General features: G+C 41.1%; 13 protein-coding genes and 1 pseudogene. 7 read left to right on the top strand and 7 right to left on the bottom strand.

Annotated elements, in window-relative coordinates:
* Positions 1 to 123 precede the first annotated feature (123 nt).
* Positions 124 to 1,770, bottom strand: coding sequence for a thermosome subunit beta (gene thsB, locus BP861_RS14595; protein ID WP_292376731.1), 1,647 nt, complete (start codon positions 1,768 to 1,770; stop codon positions 124 to 126).
* A 615-nt stretch (positions 1,771 to 2,385) separates the two neighbouring features.
* On the opposite strand from thsB, the pseudogene BP861_RS14590 reads away from it, so the two are divergent.
* A pseudogene (locus BP861_RS14590) lies at positions 2,386 to 2,568 on the top strand (IS5/IS1182 family transposase); the annotation flags it as partial.
* 178 nt (positions 2,569 to 2,746) lie between these two features.
* Complete coding sequence (locus tag BP861_RS14585; protein WP_292376730.1) at positions 2,747 to 3,769, top strand: serine hydrolase domain-containing protein; 1,023 nt, start codon at positions 2,747 to 2,749, stop codon at positions 3,767 to 3,769.
* A 143-nt stretch (positions 3,770 to 3,912) separates the two neighbouring features.
* Here the strand turns inward: BP861_RS14585 and BP861_RS14580 are convergent, their stop codons facing one another.
* The 4 genes from BP861_RS14580 to BP861_RS14565 form a co-directional block, all read right to left on the bottom strand.
* A complete protein-coding gene (locus BP861_RS14580) occupies positions 3,913 to 4,656 on the bottom strand; it encodes a DUF169 domain-containing protein (protein ID WP_292376729.1) in 744 nt (247 codons plus the stop codon).
* Between the two features lie 27 nt (positions 4,657 to 4,683).
* The gene (gene sepS / locus BP861_RS14575; protein ID WP_292376728.1) at positions 4,684 to 6,303 is read right to left on the bottom strand and encodes an O-phosphoserine--tRNA ligase; all 1,620 of its coding nucleotides are present in this window, start codon (positions 6,301 to 6,303) and stop codon (positions 4,684 to 4,686) included.
* Between the two features lie 352 nt (positions 6,304 to 6,655).
* Positions 6,656 to 7,291 (bottom strand): haloacid dehalogenase, encoded by a 636-nt coding sequence (locus BP861_RS14570; RefSeq protein ID WP_292376727.1) that lies wholly within the window; start codon positions 7,289 to 7,291, stop codon positions 6,656 to 6,658.
* Positions 7,292 to 7,928: 637 nt separating this feature from the next.
* Positions 7,929 to 8,210, bottom strand: a complete 282-nt coding sequence (locus BP861_RS14565) for a UPF0147 family protein (protein ID WP_229396491.1) — start codon at positions 8,208 to 8,210, stop codon at positions 7,929 to 7,931.
* 256 nt (positions 8,211 to 8,466) lie between these two features.
* Between BP861_RS14565 and BP861_RS14560 the strand changes: the two genes are divergently transcribed.
* The gene (locus BP861_RS14560) at positions 8,467 to 9,096 is read left to right on the top strand and encodes an Sjogren's syndrome/scleroderma autoantigen 1 family protein (RefSeq protein WP_292376726.1); all 630 of its coding nucleotides are present in this window, start codon (positions 8,467 to 8,469) and stop codon (positions 9,094 to 9,096) included.
* Positions 9,097 to 9,278: 182 nt separating this feature from the next.
* Here the strand turns inward: BP861_RS14560 and BP861_RS14555 are convergent, their stop codons facing one another.
* Both BP861_RS14555 and glyS read right to left on the bottom strand, forming a co-directional pair.
* Positions 9,279 to 11,867 carry a DEAD/DEAH box helicase gene (locus BP861_RS14555; RefSeq protein WP_292376725.1) on the bottom strand — a complete coding sequence of 863 codons (2,589 nt, stop codon included), beginning with the start codon at positions 11,865 to 11,867 and terminating at the stop codon, positions 9,279 to 9,281.
* A 178-nt stretch (positions 11,868 to 12,045) separates the two neighbouring features.
* The gene (gene glyS / locus BP861_RS14550) at positions 12,046 to 13,851 is read right to left on the bottom strand and encodes a glycine--tRNA ligase (protein WP_292376724.1); all 1,806 of its coding nucleotides are present in this window, start codon (positions 13,849 to 13,851) and stop codon (positions 12,046 to 12,048) included.
* A 264-nt stretch (positions 13,852 to 14,115) separates the two neighbouring features.
* Here glyS and BP861_RS14545 point away from each other — a divergent pair, with 264 nt between their 5' ends.
* The 4 genes from BP861_RS14545 to surE all read left to right on the top strand — a co-directional run bounded on the left by BP861_RS14545 (position 14,116) and on the right by surE (position 18,438).
* Positions 14,116 to 15,525 carry a pentapeptide repeat-containing protein gene (locus BP861_RS14545; protein WP_292376723.1) on the top strand — a complete coding sequence of 470 codons (1,410 nt, stop codon included), beginning with the start codon at positions 14,116 to 14,118 and terminating at the stop codon, positions 15,523 to 15,525.
* Positions 15,468 to 15,986 (top strand): nucleotidyltransferase substrate binding protein, encoded by a 519-nt coding sequence (locus BP861_RS14540; RefSeq protein WP_292376722.1) that lies wholly within the window; start codon positions 15,468 to 15,470, stop codon positions 15,984 to 15,986. The genes BP861_RS14545 and BP861_RS14540 overlap by 58 nt, the downstream gene beginning before the upstream one ends.
* Positions 15,987 to 16,543: 557 nt before the next feature.
* Complete coding sequence (locus tag BP861_RS14535) at positions 16,544 to 16,732, top strand: hypothetical protein (protein ID WP_292376721.1); 189 nt, start codon at positions 16,544 to 16,546, stop codon at positions 16,730 to 16,732.
* A gap of 902 nt (positions 16,733 to 17,634) precedes the next feature.
* Positions 17,635 to 18,438 (top strand): 5'/3'-nucleotidase SurE, encoded by an 804-nt coding sequence (gene surE / locus BP861_RS14530; protein ID WP_292376720.1) that lies wholly within the window; start codon positions 17,635 to 17,637, stop codon positions 18,436 to 18,438.
* Positions 18,439 to 18,495 lie beyond the last annotated feature (57 nt).

The following is an 18,495-nucleotide window of genomic DNA, read 5'->3' as shown; positions in this document are numbered from 1 at the left end:
TTTGGGGCTAAGTCAGAAAAAGTTTCTCAGGTTTGATTTCTCAAGGACAAAAAGCTAAAAGCACAGTTTAAAAGCTGTGCCTTTTCCTGATTAGTCGAATTAATCTTTAACTTCTTTTTGGGATTACATCATTGGAGGCATTCCGCCCGGCATTCCACCCATTCCTGGGGGCATTCCACCCATTTCTTCTGGGCCTGGGGCTGCACGGGTAGAAGCTATGATATCATCGATCCTGAGAATCATAACTGCAGACTCGGTAGCTGCATTGATAACCTGGGTCTTGACTCTGAGAGGTTCAACTACAAAGTCTTCCCACATGTCAACAACCTTGCCTTCGAACACATTAAGCCCTGCGGTCTTTACGCCTTTCTCGTGCTGGGAACGTAGCTCCATGAGCATGTCGATTGGGTCAAGACCTGCGTTTTCTGCAAGAGTTCTCGGAATGATTTCAAGAGCTTCGGCATAGGCTTTAACTGCAAGCTGTTCTCTGCCTTCGAGGGTTGCTGCGTATTCCTGTAGCCTGAGTGCAACCTCAACTTCAGGGGAACCGCCGCCTGCAACGAGCTTTTCATCCTCGATTGCAACTCCAACCACACGCAGGGCATCTTCAAGAGCACTGTCAATACTATCAACAACATGCTCTGTGCCGCCGCGTAGCAGGATTGTTACAGCCTTGGGGTTGTCGCAGCCTGTGACAAAAGTCATGCTGTCGCCACCAACCTTCTTCTCTTCCACGAGGCCTGCATATCCTAGGTCTTCGGGAGTGATTTCGTCCATGTTGGTGATGAGTTTGCCGCCGGTTGCTCTTGCAAGCTTTTCCATGTCGCTCTTTTTAACTCTGCGCACAGCAAAGATACCTGCTTTTGCAAGGTAGTGTTGAGCAAGATCTTCAATTCCCTTCTGGCAGAAGACAGCATTTGCTCCGCTGCTGATAACCTTCTGGACAATCTTCTTGAGCATCTGCTCTTCCTGGTCAAGGAAGGACTGGAGCTGGTCAGGAGAGGTTATAGAGATTTCCGCATCTACTTCGGTATCCTTCAGTTCGATTGCGCTGTTGAGAAGAATGATTTTTGCATCCTTAACTTTTTCAGGCATGTTGGGGTGGATTCTTTCCTTATCAATGATCATGCCCCGGATAAGCTCGGAATCCTCTACTTTCCCGCCTACCTTCTTAACAACATTGATGTTGTCTCTGTCAACAGTATTCTTTCCGTTTGTGTCTACAACGCTTGATACAGCATCTACGGCAATCTCTGAGAGGAGCTTTTTGGAGGACTCAGCACCCTTTCCAGTCATTGCAGTTTCAGCAATGCTGACCAGCAGGTCACGGTTGGACAGTTCTACTGTCATTGCAAGAGAGTTCAGGACTTCTACGGCTTTATCGGCTGCAAGCCTGTACCCTGATGCGATAATTGTCGGGTGGATTTCCTGCTCGATTAAATCCTCAGCTTTACTTAATAGCTGGCCTGCAACCACAGCTGCACTGGTAGTGCCGTCTCCGACTTCCTCATCCTGGGTCTTGGCTACTTCCACTACCATCTTTGCTGCAGGGTGTTCGATGTCCATTTCTTTAAGGATGGTTGCTCCATCGTTTGTAATAACTACATCACCCATGGAGTCCACGAGCATTTTGTCCATGCCCTTGGGACCAAGGGTTGTTCTTACGGCTTCGGCTACTGCCTTTGCAGCCATGATATTGTTACTCTGGGCATCTCTGCCTCTGGTTCGCTTACTTCCTTCTTTTAAAATGAATATTGGCTGTCCTGCCATGATTTAATCCTCCATTAGTATGAGTTTGAAATATCTCTGCAATTAAAATCGCATTTTACATGTTTGTACTTCTATATAAACTCATCCCGCTGGTGATTCTAGATCCCACAATCCGCAGTATTTTTTCAAAAATCAATACTTTTTCTTGATAGCGTTTTTGGAGCAGATTAAAGTAATTTATGTCTGTAGTGACATTTGGTGAGAATTGATTATACCGTTTCAAAAACGTAGACACTCAACTTGTCTACGATTTAAGCACCTGTTTCTTTCGATCTATGAGTAATTCTACAGGCTGAAAAAGGCTACGACAAAAACTGCAGTTTTCCTTAATGTTCGCCAAACAAAATAAAAAACATTTCCGGGAACTAAAATAATTTGAAATTAAAAACAAATTGGTGCTTTATTCTGCAAAATACCCTATATTGAGTTTCATATCCAAAAAATATGTGTAATTTTTATTTAAAAATTTATTTAACTCAATTTAAAACCGTAAAATTTATCTAGGGATATTTATACTTCTTCTTTGGTAAATACTTGTGAAACCTTCGCTTATTCCATTGAGTGAAGATTTCAAACGAAAATTATTTTCGAGATATCAGATGTTTTTGATTTCGCTCTGAAGATGAAGTCTATAACATTATGAGCAGTTTTGATCTGGAGCAGTTTATCGATTTCGTTGCTGGATTACTTAATGATGTTTGTTTTTGTCGGAAAGGAGGTTTAAGCCAAATCATAATCGATAGTACGGTCATAGATCTTGATCTTAATTGGTTTAAGAAGAAAATTAGCAAAAAGGTATGCAATACGGAGAATTTACACTGCTATACGATGCTTTAGGTAAGATATTACTGTTTTTTTGACTTTATTTTCGATAAAAACGATTATTGCTGTCTTTTCTAGTGATAAAAAGGTATTAGAACGCTTAAATGAGAGTCAAGAAAAAAGACCATAAAATGTCTTTTAGGAGGTATCTATAATGCAAAGAAACTACTGGCCAACTACAGAATGGCAAGCCATAGACTCAGCAACCTTGAGAATGGATTCAGAAAAGCTTTCAGAGCTTGAACTTATGATAAAATCCGAGTACAGTAATATAAACGGTATTGTTGTTGTGAGAAATGGATATATCACTTATGAAAGATACTATAATGGCTATGGCCAGGATGATACACACCATGTGGCATCTGTAACGAAAAGCATAATATCTGCCCTCATTGGTATTGCCATAGATGCAAAATATATTAAAAATGTAGATCAGAAAGTGCTTGATTTTTTCCCCGAATATGTTCCCAATGCTGCTGATAGGCAGAAACGAGAAATCACCATACGCCATCTTCTCACTATGACGGCTCCCTATCCGTTTGAGGACTGGCACGAACCGCTGGACAAGATGTGTATGCAATCTGACTGGGTAAAGTATATTCTGGATATGCTGGGCCAAAAAGGAAGTATTGGAACTTTCAAGTATTCCACCTCGGGGGCGCACCTGCTTTCAACCATCATCACTCGTAGCACAGGAAAAAGTGCCCGTGAATTTGCCAACGAACGCTTATTTAGACCCATTGGCATGAAAGAAATCCCGGATCATGAAATGAAATCATTTGGGTTTGAGGATTTATTCGGGAAAAATGTGAAAAGATGGGTTAAAGATCCAAACGGTAACTCTACAGGAGGATGGGGACTTACGCTAAATCCCCGTGATATGGCACGTTTTGGTTTTTTATATCTGAACCGTGGCATTTGGGATGGTAATCAGATTATTCCAAGGACATGGATTGACGAATCAACAACAACGAACCCCAATAATTACGGTTATTTATGGTGGTTACGCGAAGAGGATGGAGTTTTTGCATACTTAGCACTGGGCGATGGTGGTAATGTCATTTGTTGTATCCCAGAAAAAGACCTGATCGTAGCAATTGCATCAGAATTCATTATTAATCCTCTTGACAGGTGGAAATTGATTAAAGAATGTATTATCCCGGCTGTAATGGAATGAAATTTATTACCACCAAGTCTGGCAAAGATATTTTACTGTATTAAATGTCGACCTCTGGCAGATTCTCAAGTATACAGAAGCACATATAATTTCAATAATTTTTTATTTGCTTTTGGAAAACAGAGAATGTTTTAATTAACTTTTTATTCTCGTGTTTCCGGAAGTTTTGAAAGAACTTCTACTATCTCTACCGCTTTCTCAAAAGAAAGGCCAAGGGGGACTTCAAAATCTCCATACCCGCTGTGTTTCCTTGATCCCTTGCACCCGAAAGACAGGCCCATACCCTGCCTGTATGCAAGTACGGTACAGTCTCCACAGATTGAAGCTGCACCCAACGTATCCAGTACTGCCCTTTTTCCTTCGGAATAGGCACTGGCCTGAACAATGCGCATAGCTTTTTCGGGCTTCAGGAAAAGGATAAGCACATCAAAAATACCTTTATTCAGGGAAAGGGGCTCGATTTTTATAAAGGAATATCTTTTTCTTAATCTTGGAAGCGATAAGGCTGCATTTTTCGCAGCATGTGCGTCCTTATATCTTTTGGAGTTCAGGTAGTATGCAGCAGGACTTTCTTCTGACAAGCCCAGCACATAATCTCCCGGAGAGCAGCCTTGCCCCGAAATCAGGAATCCTTCTCCCATACGGGCTTTCTGTACAAGTTCGCAAAAAAGAAAACAGGATTTTTCAGGAAATTTTTCGTTTCCTGTATCAGCTACTCTCTTCTCAGTTTTCTCCTCGATATCCTTTTCAATTTCGCACCCGACTTTTCGCCCTACTTTGCACCTGATTTCATGCCCTGTTTCAAAGGTTACACAGACAGGCTCGCCGGTTTCCATCAGCTGGCTGAGTTCTGAATACTTTGAAAAAGGGCTTTGGTCTGTGTGCATGTAGTTTGCTCCTGTTTTTTCTGGCCTTCACACAAATTCTGCTTTTACGGATGTGAAAACAGGGCCTCTCATGTCTATTTTTTTCTTTTTACCTGTGATATAACGCTGAGCGACAGGGCCGATTTTCAGGTTGATTTCCGAAGGAACTTTGGCAATTCTTACCCTAACTATGTGCTCATTTGCTCCTGACAGAGCAGCTTCTTCAATTTCCCTGGCAGCCTGGGCTGCAAATGCTTCTATAAAGCGAATGCCTGCCCTTGCAGAATGGTTTTCAAACGCTTTTTGCCACTTCTTGTTATTCGGAATTCCCATGATGTCTCCCTGATAAGCTACGACCTCATTAAAAGCTGCAGGCCCGCAAAGCTTTGTATTTTCTTCGGGTTCGATTACGGAGACCTTTACTTTTCGGCCGCAGATTTCTCCTTCCCAGGCAGGGAATTCACAGGGACTGGGTTCTTCCCCATACAGCTCGCACTGGGAAACAATGGATGTTGCAATCTCACGTCCTTCAGGAGTCTCAGGTACCTTATCTACGAAAACCTGTTTTGCAAGTTCACCATCTGACATTTCCCATTCAGTATATTGCGGAATCTGCGGGTATGTCAGAGAACGGACATCCGGAGCATCGTGAAGGATCATTGCGAGCCTTTCCACTCCGAGCCCGAGGTTCATGACAGGATACGGAATCTCATATTGGGCAAGGGCTGTTGGGGAATATATCCCAAAAGTTGCGACCTCGATCCAGCCGTCTGAGTACTTTGAGTTCGAGCCCACAAGTTTCGGATGGAAAGCAAATACCTCAGTCTGCGTGTCAGGAATGTAATATTTGCTGCGTTTCTCATCTGGCCTGAAAAGGAATTTTTCAAAGCCGAACTGGGAAAGAAGGCCTTCTGCAACAGCTTTCCCGTGATCCACAGTCACATCTTCATCCATAATTACGCAGGAAGCCGAATAATAGGTCATGAGTCTTGAGGCATCTTCCTGCTGTTCTCGCCTGAAGCAGCGGTCTATAGAGAAAAAGTGAAAAGGAGGCTCTTGTCTTTCAAGGAGAGCACCAAGAGAAATAAACCAGCCGCTGGTCATGTGACTGCGGAGTGTCTTTGTGCTTGCTTGGGGCACAAGCTCTTTAAACTCCGGGAAAACCTTATCGAGCATATCGGCAACAAGAGCGTCCGAAACTCCAAGTAACGCTGAAATCTCGGGCACAAGGTCGTCTCCTTCAATTTTTCCTTTTTTGTAAGAATGGAGAACCTGCCTGATCTTGTCTATTCCTTCGTCGCCTATATCCCCGAGAATCCCTTTTACCTGTGAAATACGCTCATCGGAAATTCCAACGTTCGGCCTTGGCAGGCCTGCAAGATAAAAACAGCGATCCAGAACTGCAAGAGCTTCGCTTCCAAACTGTTTGTGTACCTCTTTATCATCCACTATTAGAGGGTTCATCATCTCTTCAAAGCCCATTCTTAAATAGGCTTCTCTGAGTTTTTGAATAGTATCATAAACGGGATGGGCTTTTCCATATTTCAGAGTGGTCCTGGGATAACGTTCGTTTAGGGTAGGGGTCCTGACTAGTTTTTTGCCTTCGTTCCAAGCAAGGTCGAAGTTCTCTTTAGCGTCTCTTTTTACTTTTTCTGGATCGAATTTCATGCATATCCTCTTGTAATAAATTATTGGAATTCTAAATCATGTTGAAATTTTAAGTCTTATTGGGATTTTAATATTGGAATTCTAGGTCTTTCTACTAAAATTCTAAACCTATTAATTGTAATTCTAACTCTGTCAACTGTAATTCCAAATTGATCAACTTGGATACTCCGAATCCTAAAATTTAAACAGTTGAACTGCCAGACGACTAGATAATTGTTAAAATAATAAGCTGTTTAATAGTTATCGGGTAAGCTTCTATATTAATGAGTTTTGATTTTATGACTAACTTTAACTTTTAGGTTCAAAAAGGCTAATTTGCTTGATGCTTTAAGCATTATTCTATCTACGACTTCTAAAGTTTGGATTCCAGATTTCGCATTGCAGTCTCAAGCTTTTTCTGACCAATTGCATTGACAACGTCACCACGTGTCTTTTCTATTAAGGAGCGAGATACGTCAGTTTTTCGCCTTAATCCTCTGGTTATGGCATCAGGGTAGTCAAAGTCCATAAGCGTTGCATGGATATTTTCCATGATACCTAAAAACACTTCGGCTTTCTCAAAAGATTCTTTCCTTATAAGGTCCAGAACATGCCTTCTAAGCTCCCCGACAACATCCCCAAGCCCGTTAAGGTAAGCCCCATATTCGACTCTTAATTCTTCAGGGGAGGGAAACTTCTCTCCTTCTTCCTTCAGTAGGCTGCTGAGAATTGAAACCTCCGAATATTCCTGCTGGGCATGTTCTAGAAAGCCTGCATGATAAATGTCAGAATGCCCTTCGAAAAGAACTTCGAGTTTCTCAAGTGCTTGCCCCGCGGCTTTGATACTTTTATCTGCTTTTTCAAAGTCCTGGCCGTGCAGAGCAAATGAGGCAGTCCTGCATTCTCTCACAACTTCGCGAGAAATTTTTAATCCTTCTTCCCTTATATTGTCCTTGGCCTCAAAATTTTCCCTTATTCGGGCTGAAATTTCTTCAAGCACGATTTTCATACCCCTTTAATGCTTCTCAGACTTTTGAACAATTGGCTATCTGTTTAAAAACTAACTTTTTGCTTAATAACTAAAATAATTTTTATACTCATTTTATATAATTCCTATATCTTTTCCAGAATTCTAAAATTTCATCTGAGAAATTCTATCCAATATCTGGCGTTTATCAATAAAATTTTTTCCTCTGTATGGCATGAAGTTAGAATCCCTTTAATTTACCCCTTTATAATCTGAGCTACACCTGAGTTTGAAATCCCTTAATTTATCCTTTTTCTACTTTTTTCGTTTTATCTCTTTACATCCTTTTCTGTTTGATCCTCTTATATTCTTAAATCAACTTCTGATCTGATTTTAAGATCCAGAGTTTTAATCCTGTTTCCGGAAAAAGATATAAAAAAGAAGGAAAAAGGCTTTTTCCTTGTCAATATCCTCTAACTTCCAGGAGACAATCCCAATATCAGCTAGAGGTAGCTAATAGAATAGTAAGGTTGTTACCTTTCGGTTCTTTTTTTAGAATTAGTCGGAGTTCGGGATTTTTTAACAGGATCATCTCAAGAAAGGTTTTCTTGGGGTTTGTCTGTTCTCAGCCTGTGCTCCCGCGCAAATTCTGTTTTTTATTTTAAAAATCTATTTTGTATTATTCATCTACAGGAATGGTCTCGAGCTGGCTTGAGAGGTTCCATATCAAAGTTCTTGTGTGCAGAGGAAGGTTAGGATCATTGCTTATATCTTCGAGAATGGAAATGCTTGATGCCGCTCTAAGAAAGAGAGGTTCAGATTCGTTGTTCAGTATGTCCATAATTTCATTTACGGAACGCCTGATATTTCTAGGAACTGAAGAGTCACTGGTTATACTTTCTAGGACCTGAAGACATTGTTTTATAACTTCTGCTGAATCATTTGATGACACTCGAATCACCTTCGCAGTCAATTATGATATATGAAAATTAGAGCTAATATAGATTAGTCTAAGACAGGCTTGTTATATAAAATAGTATCGGTGATTTTTAAAGTTGCATGCTTCAGAGTCTACTCGTTACGATTCTGTATTGATCTCATTTTTTGAATCTACACGGAACAAATTAGCCCCACAAATAGCGAGCTACAGGAAAAATTTTATAAAATAAGTGAGAAGCAAATGCATAAGAAGCTGTGAACAAAGGAAGGTCAGATCTATGGATTCTGAAAAAGACAAAAAAGTAAAGCGAATAGCCCGTTTCCTTGAACTAGGAGGCACAATGCTTGCTGAACATTGTAAAGTCTGCGGGGCCCCAAAATTCCGCTATCAAGGTACAGTAATCTGCCCTATATGTGATGTCCAGGAAGAAAAAGAAACTTCGGAACCAGCCGCAGAAGTCCAGGCTCCTGAGCCCAAGTCATCTACAGAAAAAGACAAGTCTTCTTTTGAGACTAAGAAGAGAGTCCAGGCACACAGGCAAAAATCCAGGTTCGGGCTGAAAAACTCTGAAACTGCAGACGAAGAGGAAAAAGCTCTCGAGCCGATAGAAGAAGAGATTCTCGTATTGCCTTCCGAAAAAGAAGAAGTTAAAAGAAGAGCCTCTGCTGCTCATAGAACTCCTACAGTTCCTGTAATCCAGGCCGCAGGAAGAACAGAAAAACCAACAACAGTATCAAAAGTATCCGGGATCCATGGGGACAAGAAAGTACTGGAAGACCTTCTCTTTAGAAAGATGGTCAATATTGCAGATTCTTTTCAGGATGAAACCGATCCGCGTAGGATTGCCGAAGATTTAGAACTAATTGGAAAAGGGCTTGGCCTTGTGGAGCGTCTGAGGCAGTTATAAAAGTTAGAGTGAGAGGAAACGAAAGAAAAGATGAAAAGAAAGCAAAAAATAACAAAATAAAGGAAAAAGAAGGTAAAAATTACGAAACAAGAGAATGTATCTGTAAGGAATAGATGAAAATAAGAAAGTGAATAAAAGGGAAGTCTAAAGAATTTGACTTTTCTCATTACTTTTTCCATCAATTATCCTTTATAGGGAGCCTCGATGAGCTCTCTAATCTTTGTTGCTCTTTTTGGCCCTACTAATTTTACCTTTTTGAGTTCTTTGATATTAGCTTTCATAATAGCCTCTACTGAGCCGAAGTGCAAAAGAAGATTTCTTGCGGCTTTCGGCCCGATGTCTGCAATCGAGGAGACCAGGTATTCCTGCTGCTCGGCAAGGGTACTTGTTGACTTTTTCCCATGAGGATTGACTTCGCGTTTATTTTCCATCTGCTCACGCTTTGCAAGCATTTTTAAAATTGCAGCAGTCTCTTCTTCGTCTCTTGAATATAGTAGTGAAACTCCAAAATCAATCGCAATGGATACAAGGGAACCGTAGATAGCATTAGGATTGATTTGCCTTGAAGTAAAAAGTTCTGTTCCTTCAATGATAAGAACAGGTTTTTCATATACTCTTGTAAGATCAGATAATTGCGCAAAGAGATTGCGCTTTCCATCAACAAGAGAATTTACAAAATCATCCGTGCGCTTTCTCTCCACGGCAAGGCGGTCGCTTACAACGTAATCGCCAATTTCAAGCGTGGTAAAAATAACTTCCACTCCAAGCTTATCGAGAACATTTGCAACCCCACTTTTTGCTTCCCTGAAGTCCACTACTATTTTCAGGGATTCGGGGTTGATTCCTGTTTCGGATACCTCTGCGGCAGTTTCAGGTGCGGACTCAGGTTTCTTTCCAGAAAGAGTTTCAAAATAAACAAAGGTTTTTTGTCTTTCTTTTAAGTTTTCTTCTCTGCTTTTTCCTTCAATTTCTTCATTAGCCCTGTCGCAGTCTGAGCTTGCAGCCGTGTCCATGCCTTCTGTGGTCTTATTCCTGCTGTCTACAGTCAAATCACTGGTTCTCTGCATTGAGCCTTGGTTTTGATGCATTATGTTGGCATTTTCTGCTCTATTCTTTATTTCTGCATCATTCTCAGCTTCATTCTCTAAGCAATTCGGAATGAAAGCTTCGGATTCAAAATCAGAAAGTTTCAAACTCTGTTTTGAGTCTTTGGGTCCCAGAAGAGCTTCAAGCCCTTGCATGCTATTTAGCATCCTTTTTTCCTTGTTCTTGCTGCTCCAGTAATAGGCTTCGTCGCGCGTACCCTTTGTCACTAGTATAACGACTCTACCTTTATGCTGCCTACCGGTCCTGCCTTTACGCTGGATGCTCCGAATTTCCGAGGGAATGGGTTCGTAGAATAATACCAGGTCTGTGGAAGGGATATCAAGCCCCTCTTCAGCAACTGAGGTAGCTACAAGTACGTTATATTCTCCTGCCCTAAATTTATCGAGAACTTCCACCTGTTGTTTTTGTGTAAGCCCTTTGTCCTTACGGCGCGAAGCCTGCCCTACAAAACGGATAGGGACAATTCCTGGAACGGTTGAAAGGGCATTTACCACTATCTCTGCTGTGTCCCTGTAATTCGTAAAAACAATTACTCTGGATTCCGGACTTCCTTTTAACTGTTCGGATACGATTCTCCGTGCAAGCTCGAGTTTAGGATGTTCAACCTCACATTCCTTTGCCCTGTAAAGGGCTTTTCTCATATAGAGATCGTCCATCAATCTTCTTGAAGCCTTGCTTGCACTGCTCGAAGAGGCTTCGGCATCAAGCTTCTCCAGATACTTCCTAAGAGGTTCAAGTCCCTGTGTCTCAACCATTTCCACAGCATGGTTTACCTTTACCATTTCGGCAAGCACAGAAATGGCAGTAAAAACCGCAGGATCGCCCCCCACACGAATTTCTCCCTGCAGTTTCTTTTGGAGAAGCAAAAGGTCTTTTTTGGAAATATACTTCCCGCTGCCTGGAGAAAAACCCAGGTTTCTTATGTTTCCGAGCCGATCATCAAAGATTTTTTCCAGATAGCCCCGTATTTCTACCATTTCTGAAGGGAGCTGGACCTGAAGCCATTCTATCTCCTTTTCCTGCACATAGGGGCGGACATCCCTGTCTTTTTCGGTTTTTACTGAGACATTTTCAACGTGTAAAGCCTGGCAGACCTCGGAGATTTTCTCGTCCGAACTGCCCGGACTTGCAGTAATTCCGAGCACATGGGGATTTTTTGCGCTCTCGAAGTACTTTTCCGCAATAAAGGTGTAAGCGTAATTTCCGACTGCCCTGTGGGCTTCATCAAAGGTTATGTGGGTTACATCCTCAAGGCTGATTCTTTTTGTCAGAAGGTCGTTTTCAATTACTTGAGGAGTGGAAACTATCAATTTTCCCTGAGCCCAGAGCTTTTCCCGCTCTACAGGCGCAATACTGCCCGTAAAAGTCAGAACCTCTTCTTCGGGAAGAGCCATCACATTTTTGAAGAAAGCCGCATGCTGCTCCACAAGCGGTTTTGTTGGGGAAAGAATCAGGGCTTTTCCCCCGAAACGCTGAAGCCTGGAAACAATCACAAAAAGAGCTATAATGGTTTTTCCAAGTCCAGTAGGCAGCACAACAAGGCTTGAGCCTTCGAGGGCTTTTCCTGCAAGATTCAACTGATAAAGCCTCTGCTCAACCGTATCGGGTTTTATCAATGGGTGCTTCATGAACTCTGGTTTCTCAGGAAAAAGACTCTCTTTCATTCTACTTCAGGATCGTTTATTTCAGATTAATTTATTCCAGATCTGATTAATTTATCTTAGATTAATCTATCCGAGGCTATTTTATTTCATAGTTTTAAATCAATCGAGTAAACATAAAAACTAAAAACTTTGCTGCAGGCTTTTTAGCCCACAGCTAAGGAATTTTCGTTACTTAACTTTAGAAGTTAAATGGCTTGCCTGCAGATCCGAAAGCCCTACCTCTGTAAATAAGTTCGTAGAGTACGTTTTCGATCCCTTTGACCGGAGCCCGGATCTGGCGCATGGAATCTCTGTCCCTGATAGTTACGGTCCCGTCTTCGAGAGTATCGTAATCTACAGTAACACAATAAGGCGTTCCGATTTCGTCGTTTCTTCTGTAGCGGCGCCCGATAGTCCCGGAATCGTCGTAGTGGACAAGCAGGGCCTTTTCCCTGAGTTTTGCAATGATATCCTTTGCAGGATCTGCAAGCTCTTTACGGGTCAGGAGTGGGAGAACTGCAACCTGTATCGGGGCAACTGCGCTTGATAAATGCATAACAAGTCTGGCTTCCTCTTCTCCTTCAGCCTCACCTTCATCTTTTCCAGCTTCTTCTGTGCCTTTAAGCCCGGATTCCGCGGCTTTCTGAGCCACATTTTCTTCTTCATAGGCATGCTCCATGATACCATAGAAGATCCTGTCGATTCCGTAGGAAGGCTCGATTACATGAGGGATGACATTCTCTCCACTGACTTTAACAGTCTCTTCCGCAAAGTCTACTGCATCCGAACTGACTGTCAACTCTTCCCCATCCACGGTAACTTTGATATCATCCTTTGAGAGCTCTTCTTCGGAGAGTTGTTTTAAGGCATCTGCGACAGCTTTTGCCTTGCCCTTAAAGATAGGGCCGAGCTTGCCCATATTCGGCTTTACAACAAAGCGAGTCACCATTTTCGGCTCGTCGTATTCTACATATACGTAGAGCTCGGTCTTGCTGACTCTTGCATGGGCTTTAAGGTCATAATCCGTCCGGTCAGCAATTCCTACAATCTCTACCCAGCCAAACCGATCAGTCTCGATCTCGGCATCCCAACAGTCGATTGCGTAATGCGCCATCTCATCTTTCAGGTGCTGCCTGAACCTGAGTTTTGAAGGATCGATACCAACCTTTGTCAGGAATTCGTTGGTAAGTGCAATGTTGTAGCCCAGTACTTCGTGTGCAATGACTCCAGCGTCTACAGCTTCGCGCACAGTCATCCTAAAGGATTCGCCTTTCTGCTGGGCCTCCTGCGAATAAAGTACAAGTTCCCTGTCTGCAAAACGCTCGAAGTTGGGGTGTTTCTTGTTCCGTGGGTCAACAAAAATTTCACATTCTGCCTGTGTAAATTCCCTGAGCCGGATAACTCCCTGTCTGGGCGCGATCTCGTTCCTGTAGGATTTACCGATCTGCACGGCTCCAAAAGGCAGCTTATCCCTATAGAAGCGAGACAGCCTCTGGAAGTCCACAAACATACCCTGCGCCGTTTCCGGCCTGAGATACCCCTGCCTTCCAGTGCCTGGCCCAATCGTGGTTTTGAACATCAAGTTAAATTCGTAGGCTTCCCCGAATTCTCCACCGCATTCAGGGCATCGGATTCCATTTTCCTTTATAACTTTAGTGAGGTCTTCTGCACTCAGGGTCCCTGCGGCTTCCATTATGTCTTCTACAAGGTGATCGGCCCGGAATGCCTCTTTACAGTTCATGCATTCGCACAAGGGATCAGAAAAGCCTCCAACGTGCCCGGACGCGATAAACACTTCCTCAATCCCGATTGTCGGGCACTCAATCTCCATAAATCCTTCTTGGATAACATAAAATTCTCTCCAGGTCTGCTCAATCCGTCTCTTCAACGTGCTCCCAAGAGGTCCATAATCATAAAATCCGCGGCTTCCGCCATACAGCTCAAAAGAGTTCCACAAGAACCCCCGGCGTTTAGCCAGCTCGAATACCTTTTCGTATTTGTCCATATTATAAATCCTCGTAAAATTGATTGGGGGATATCAGATAATTGTAAATTTTGATTTATAGGAAATAATAGATGGATAACGGTATCATTATATTAAATTTACACTGCTCTGGGGCAGGTTAGGATTTATAGATGATTATAGGTACAGACCAAGAAATCAATAATACTGCAAAAAGCCGAGACAAAAATTTTTCCATAATTCTTGAAATTTCAATATGAGTAATTTCACAAAATTTAATAGGTAAAATACCAAAAAATGCGTTAAATGAAATGCCAAAAATTGTTTTTCTGGGCTTCGTTATCATTTTTCGTGCTCACTTCCATGCCAGTAGTCTGTCTGGCAGATGAATATAGAGAAATCCAGGCAAGTGAAATTTTAAATCAAATTGAAAAAGGAGAAGATGTAAACCTTACAAATTGCCGCATAATTGGAGAACTCAATTTAAATGAAATTAAGCTTGAAAATATTCCGAATCCAAAGTATAATGAATCGTTGAAATCTGGATACTACTACAGTGAAGGGTATTTGGAATCTCACGGAGTAAATATAAAGATTATTAAAAGCAACATCGTAATCCGTAACTCAATTTTTGAAAATAATCTAGATTTCTCAAATTGTCTATTTACTAAATCCTTCTCCTTTGTTTTTTGGGAATGTACTTTTGGTAGTTTTGCAGATTTCTCTTTTACTACTTTTGGTGATTCTGCCAATTTTTGGAATTCTATTTTTGGTGATTCTGCCTCTTTTAAGGGATGTACTTTTGGCGATTCTGCCTCTTTTTCGGGATGTACTTTTGACGATTCTGCCAATTTTATGAAATCTACCTTTGGTGATTATGCCGACTTTACGGACTCTACTTTTGGCGATTCTGCCGCTTTCGTTTTTGCTACTTTCGGCGATTATGCCGATTTTCGGTATTCTACTTTTGGCGATTCTGCCTTTTTTGAGGAAGTTAGTTTTAGCAATACTTCCTACTTTCAATGGGCAAATTTTGATGACGCTGTCGATTTCTCAGGCACTCTATTTAATGAAGTTACATTAAATGGTACTGAATTCAAAGAAATGCGGGTTAGTTGGAATTCGCTTGAGAACTCACTTGTTTTTGATGGACCAACCTATGTAAAGTTAATACAAAACTTCCGAAGCCTTGAACAGTTCGAAGATGCAGACGCTGCCTACTACCAATATAGAAAACACTGCCAAGCAGAAAAATCATGGACTCCTTTTTCTAAAGAAGGTTCAAAATGGTGCGATATACTAATGTGGTTTACCTGTGGATATGGTGTAAAACCATTTCGTGCGTTTTACTTAGGTGGTTTAATCGTTTTGTTATTCTCTTTTATTTACCTAGGTTTTCCTACTGCTTCTTGGCGTAATAGAGAAAATGCGGAGAGCGCTCAAAAATCGATAATTAAAACTCTATTAAGCTTGATTCCTAAAATTGATTGGTCAAATCCTGGTATTTCTAGATTATCGGACAATAATGATTCGAACCAAAAAGTAACCTTCTGGGATAGCTTTTATTTCAGTATGGTAACCTTTACTACAGTTGGATATGGTGACTGGTATCCTAAAGATAATTTCAGAAAATGGGTTATGTTTGAAGGGTTTTTAGGTTGGGTGACTCTAGGTTTATTCTTGGTAACTTTAACGAATGTAATGATGAGACCTTAATTTCAGGAGGTTCAGTTACTTTTAAGGAAACGAACAATAAAGAATTGTTAATGCAAAACCTGAATCTCAAACTTGAATTCTCAACGAAATGCCTCATCTCTCTCCAAGAAATACTCTCCGAGCCCTACTCCCCAATAATCCGCGATGCCACCTTATTCAGATTCAAGCGCAGCGTAGAGATTTTTTGGAAACTCATTAAAAATTACCTCTTTGTCCATGAAGGATTTGTCTGCGAGTCACCAAAGTCCTGCATGAAAATGGCTTTCAAGGTCGGGCTCATAGATGAAGAAGAAACTGTCAAAGCTCTTGAGATGATTGGTTTCAGGCTCAAAAATGAACATGCCTGCCAGGAAGAAGATTTAGAGGAAATCTACCGGCAAGTCGGAAATTATTGGGAACTTATGGACGAGGTTTGCAGGCGGATAGTTAAAAAAGTTGAATTGGATTTTCGGGGTCGGTAGGCAGAAAAATAAAAATGAAGTTGTAAAAACCGGTTGAAATCCGTTTCAGCTCTGAACGATGCCATTGAGTTTTTTTTTCGCTTTTTTGGAATTTTCATGTGCTTATTTGTTTTGCGGGGCACAGGAAATTAACTGATGAATACTTTTTGTTGCCATATTTTTTCGATCTCTGGCTTATATGCTCTACTCTGAACTTCTAGCTTGGTTCTTTTTGCTATCAATGTTCAGCTTCTTCCTCATGTCCATCGACTGAAACGTTAATCAGGGCATCTGAATCTTATCTACGTGCTCATATAAAATTCTTTCATACAGGGTCAACAACCTTTAATATAACAAGCTTCTAAAGCTAGAGTCGGTGGGGTAAATAATGCATTTTCGATATGAAGATGCCTCCTTGAGATAACGTCGGATAGTGTATGCTATGCAAGGCACTTTCGAACATAAAGCGCCTGTTTGAGATCTCGTTGGATTTTATAGGGTACATATTCAGAGCACTTTCTAACAGGAAATGCTTTGACAATACCAGATAGATACATTATGAGTGGGGTTTTGATAAAATGATGTTAAAGAGTTTAAAAGTGATCACAAGATCCGTGAAGGAGAAAAGAATTTTACATTCGGAAAAGTTTATAGAAACGACTCACTGGCTCCATAATCTGGAGTTTCTGGTTGTAAGAGTGATGCTGTTTGCCATAGGTGTTCACCACCTCTATGTGTATACCATAAAAACCATGTTCGGAGTTTGAATCTTAACTCCTCTGCACGAGTAAACTCGTTCCTTTCGGATAAGAAAAACTACTTGCCACTAAAAAACAGTTTCCGGGTCAAAATTGGGGAGGTCCCGGTTGGGAGGTGGCAGTGATTAGCTAAAATTAGGAAGAAGACTGCCAGTGTTTAAAACAATCGGGATTTATGCTACAAAGAAACCAACCTGAAGCCAAAAGACGTGAAAGTGCAGTACTTTCCTAAATTTGGATTATTCAGTTTGCTTCTTAGTTGCATGAGACATATCCTGAAAGAAAGAGGATAGTATTAATCCTCCAGCTACATCCAAATATATGATGACTTACTCAGTGCCCTTATTTGATACCTCACCGTTTCAAAATGTCATCATCGATTAAGGAATTAATATCAGGTCATAATGAGTCCTTTAAAATTTAAAATGTAGTGTTTGGACTAATAGCACTTCTGAACCAGCAATATGGTTTGGAAGAGTAATGGAGACTAATAATTTCCTCTCCAGATACGATTTTAAAGGAAACTCTCTTCAATCAAAAAATGGGGTTCGGTGAATGCCAAAAACAGCCCCGAAATTAACTTTCCTTTTATGACATTGTTCCTTTCTTTTTTGTCATCTTATTTATCAACCTTTTTCGCACGTTGTTTTATTTTTTATTGTACTTTACTTATTAATATTAATCATGAATCTCGATGAAATATCTTGATGAAATTTCTTTTGTAGTAATATACACAGTTAATGATGAAAAACAGTAACATAAAACTCGAAAATTTAGAGCATGATTTCTTAAATCTATATTTTTTATTTTAATTATTTAGTATACCCACAAATACAATATAATGGAATTGTTATATTATAGTGTACAAAAATTCCTAATCTTTCCATTAATTTTAAATTATTCGGCAACTTATGGGAAAACTCATGGCTCCAAAAATTCTTGTTACCAACGATGATGGTGTTTATTCTACAGGTTTGAAAGCAGCTTTTGATAGTGTTTCGGACCTGGGAGAAGTTACGATTTCTGCTCCTGCTGTCCAGCAGAGCGGAGTCGGACGTTCGATTTCTATCTTTGAGCCCCTTCGAATCACGAAAACGAATGCAGGAGGCATACCTGCATATTCTGTGGGAGGAACTCCTACGGATGCTGTTATTCTGGGCATCTTTACGATCCTTAAGGAAATGCCTGACCTGGTGCTTTCCGGCTTTAACATCGGAGAGAATATAAGCACGGATACTATCACCACCTCAGGGACCATCGGAGGAGCCCTTGAAGCTGCCAGCTATGGTGTGCCTGCAATTGCCGCCTCAATGCAGGTGCTTGATGAAGGACAGAAATTCGATGATCCCAGGAACTATCATAGAGAGCGTTTCGAAGTCGGGATAAAAGTAGTAAACAGAATTGCTCGAAATGTCCTCAGGCATGGTATGCCGGAAAATGTAGATCTTCTGAATATTAATATTCCCTACCACGCTGACGAAGATACTCCTATAGAGATAACTCGCCTTGCACGAAAAATCTTTAAAACAGATGTCGAGGAAAGGCGCGATCCAAGGGGCAGGCCCTATTACTGGATTGCAGGCGATCTGATCAGGGAAGAAGAAGAAGGGACAGATGTGCACGCCATCATGCAGAAAGGACACATCTCAATAACCCCGATTTCCCTGGACTCAACTGCCAGAATAGAGTTTTCGGAAATTGAAAAGTATCTCTAAATGTCCTCAAGTTACAAAATTAATCTGAGTTATGATTGAGTTGTGAATCTTTCTGGA

Source organism: Methanosarcina sp. UBA411, from assembly GCF_002495725.1.
Lineage (GTDB): Archaea > Halobacteriota > Methanosarcinia > Methanosarcinales > Methanosarcinaceae > Methanosarcina.
Note: the sequence above shows the minus strand (reverse complement) of the source record. Positions and strands in the feature narration are given on the sequence as shown.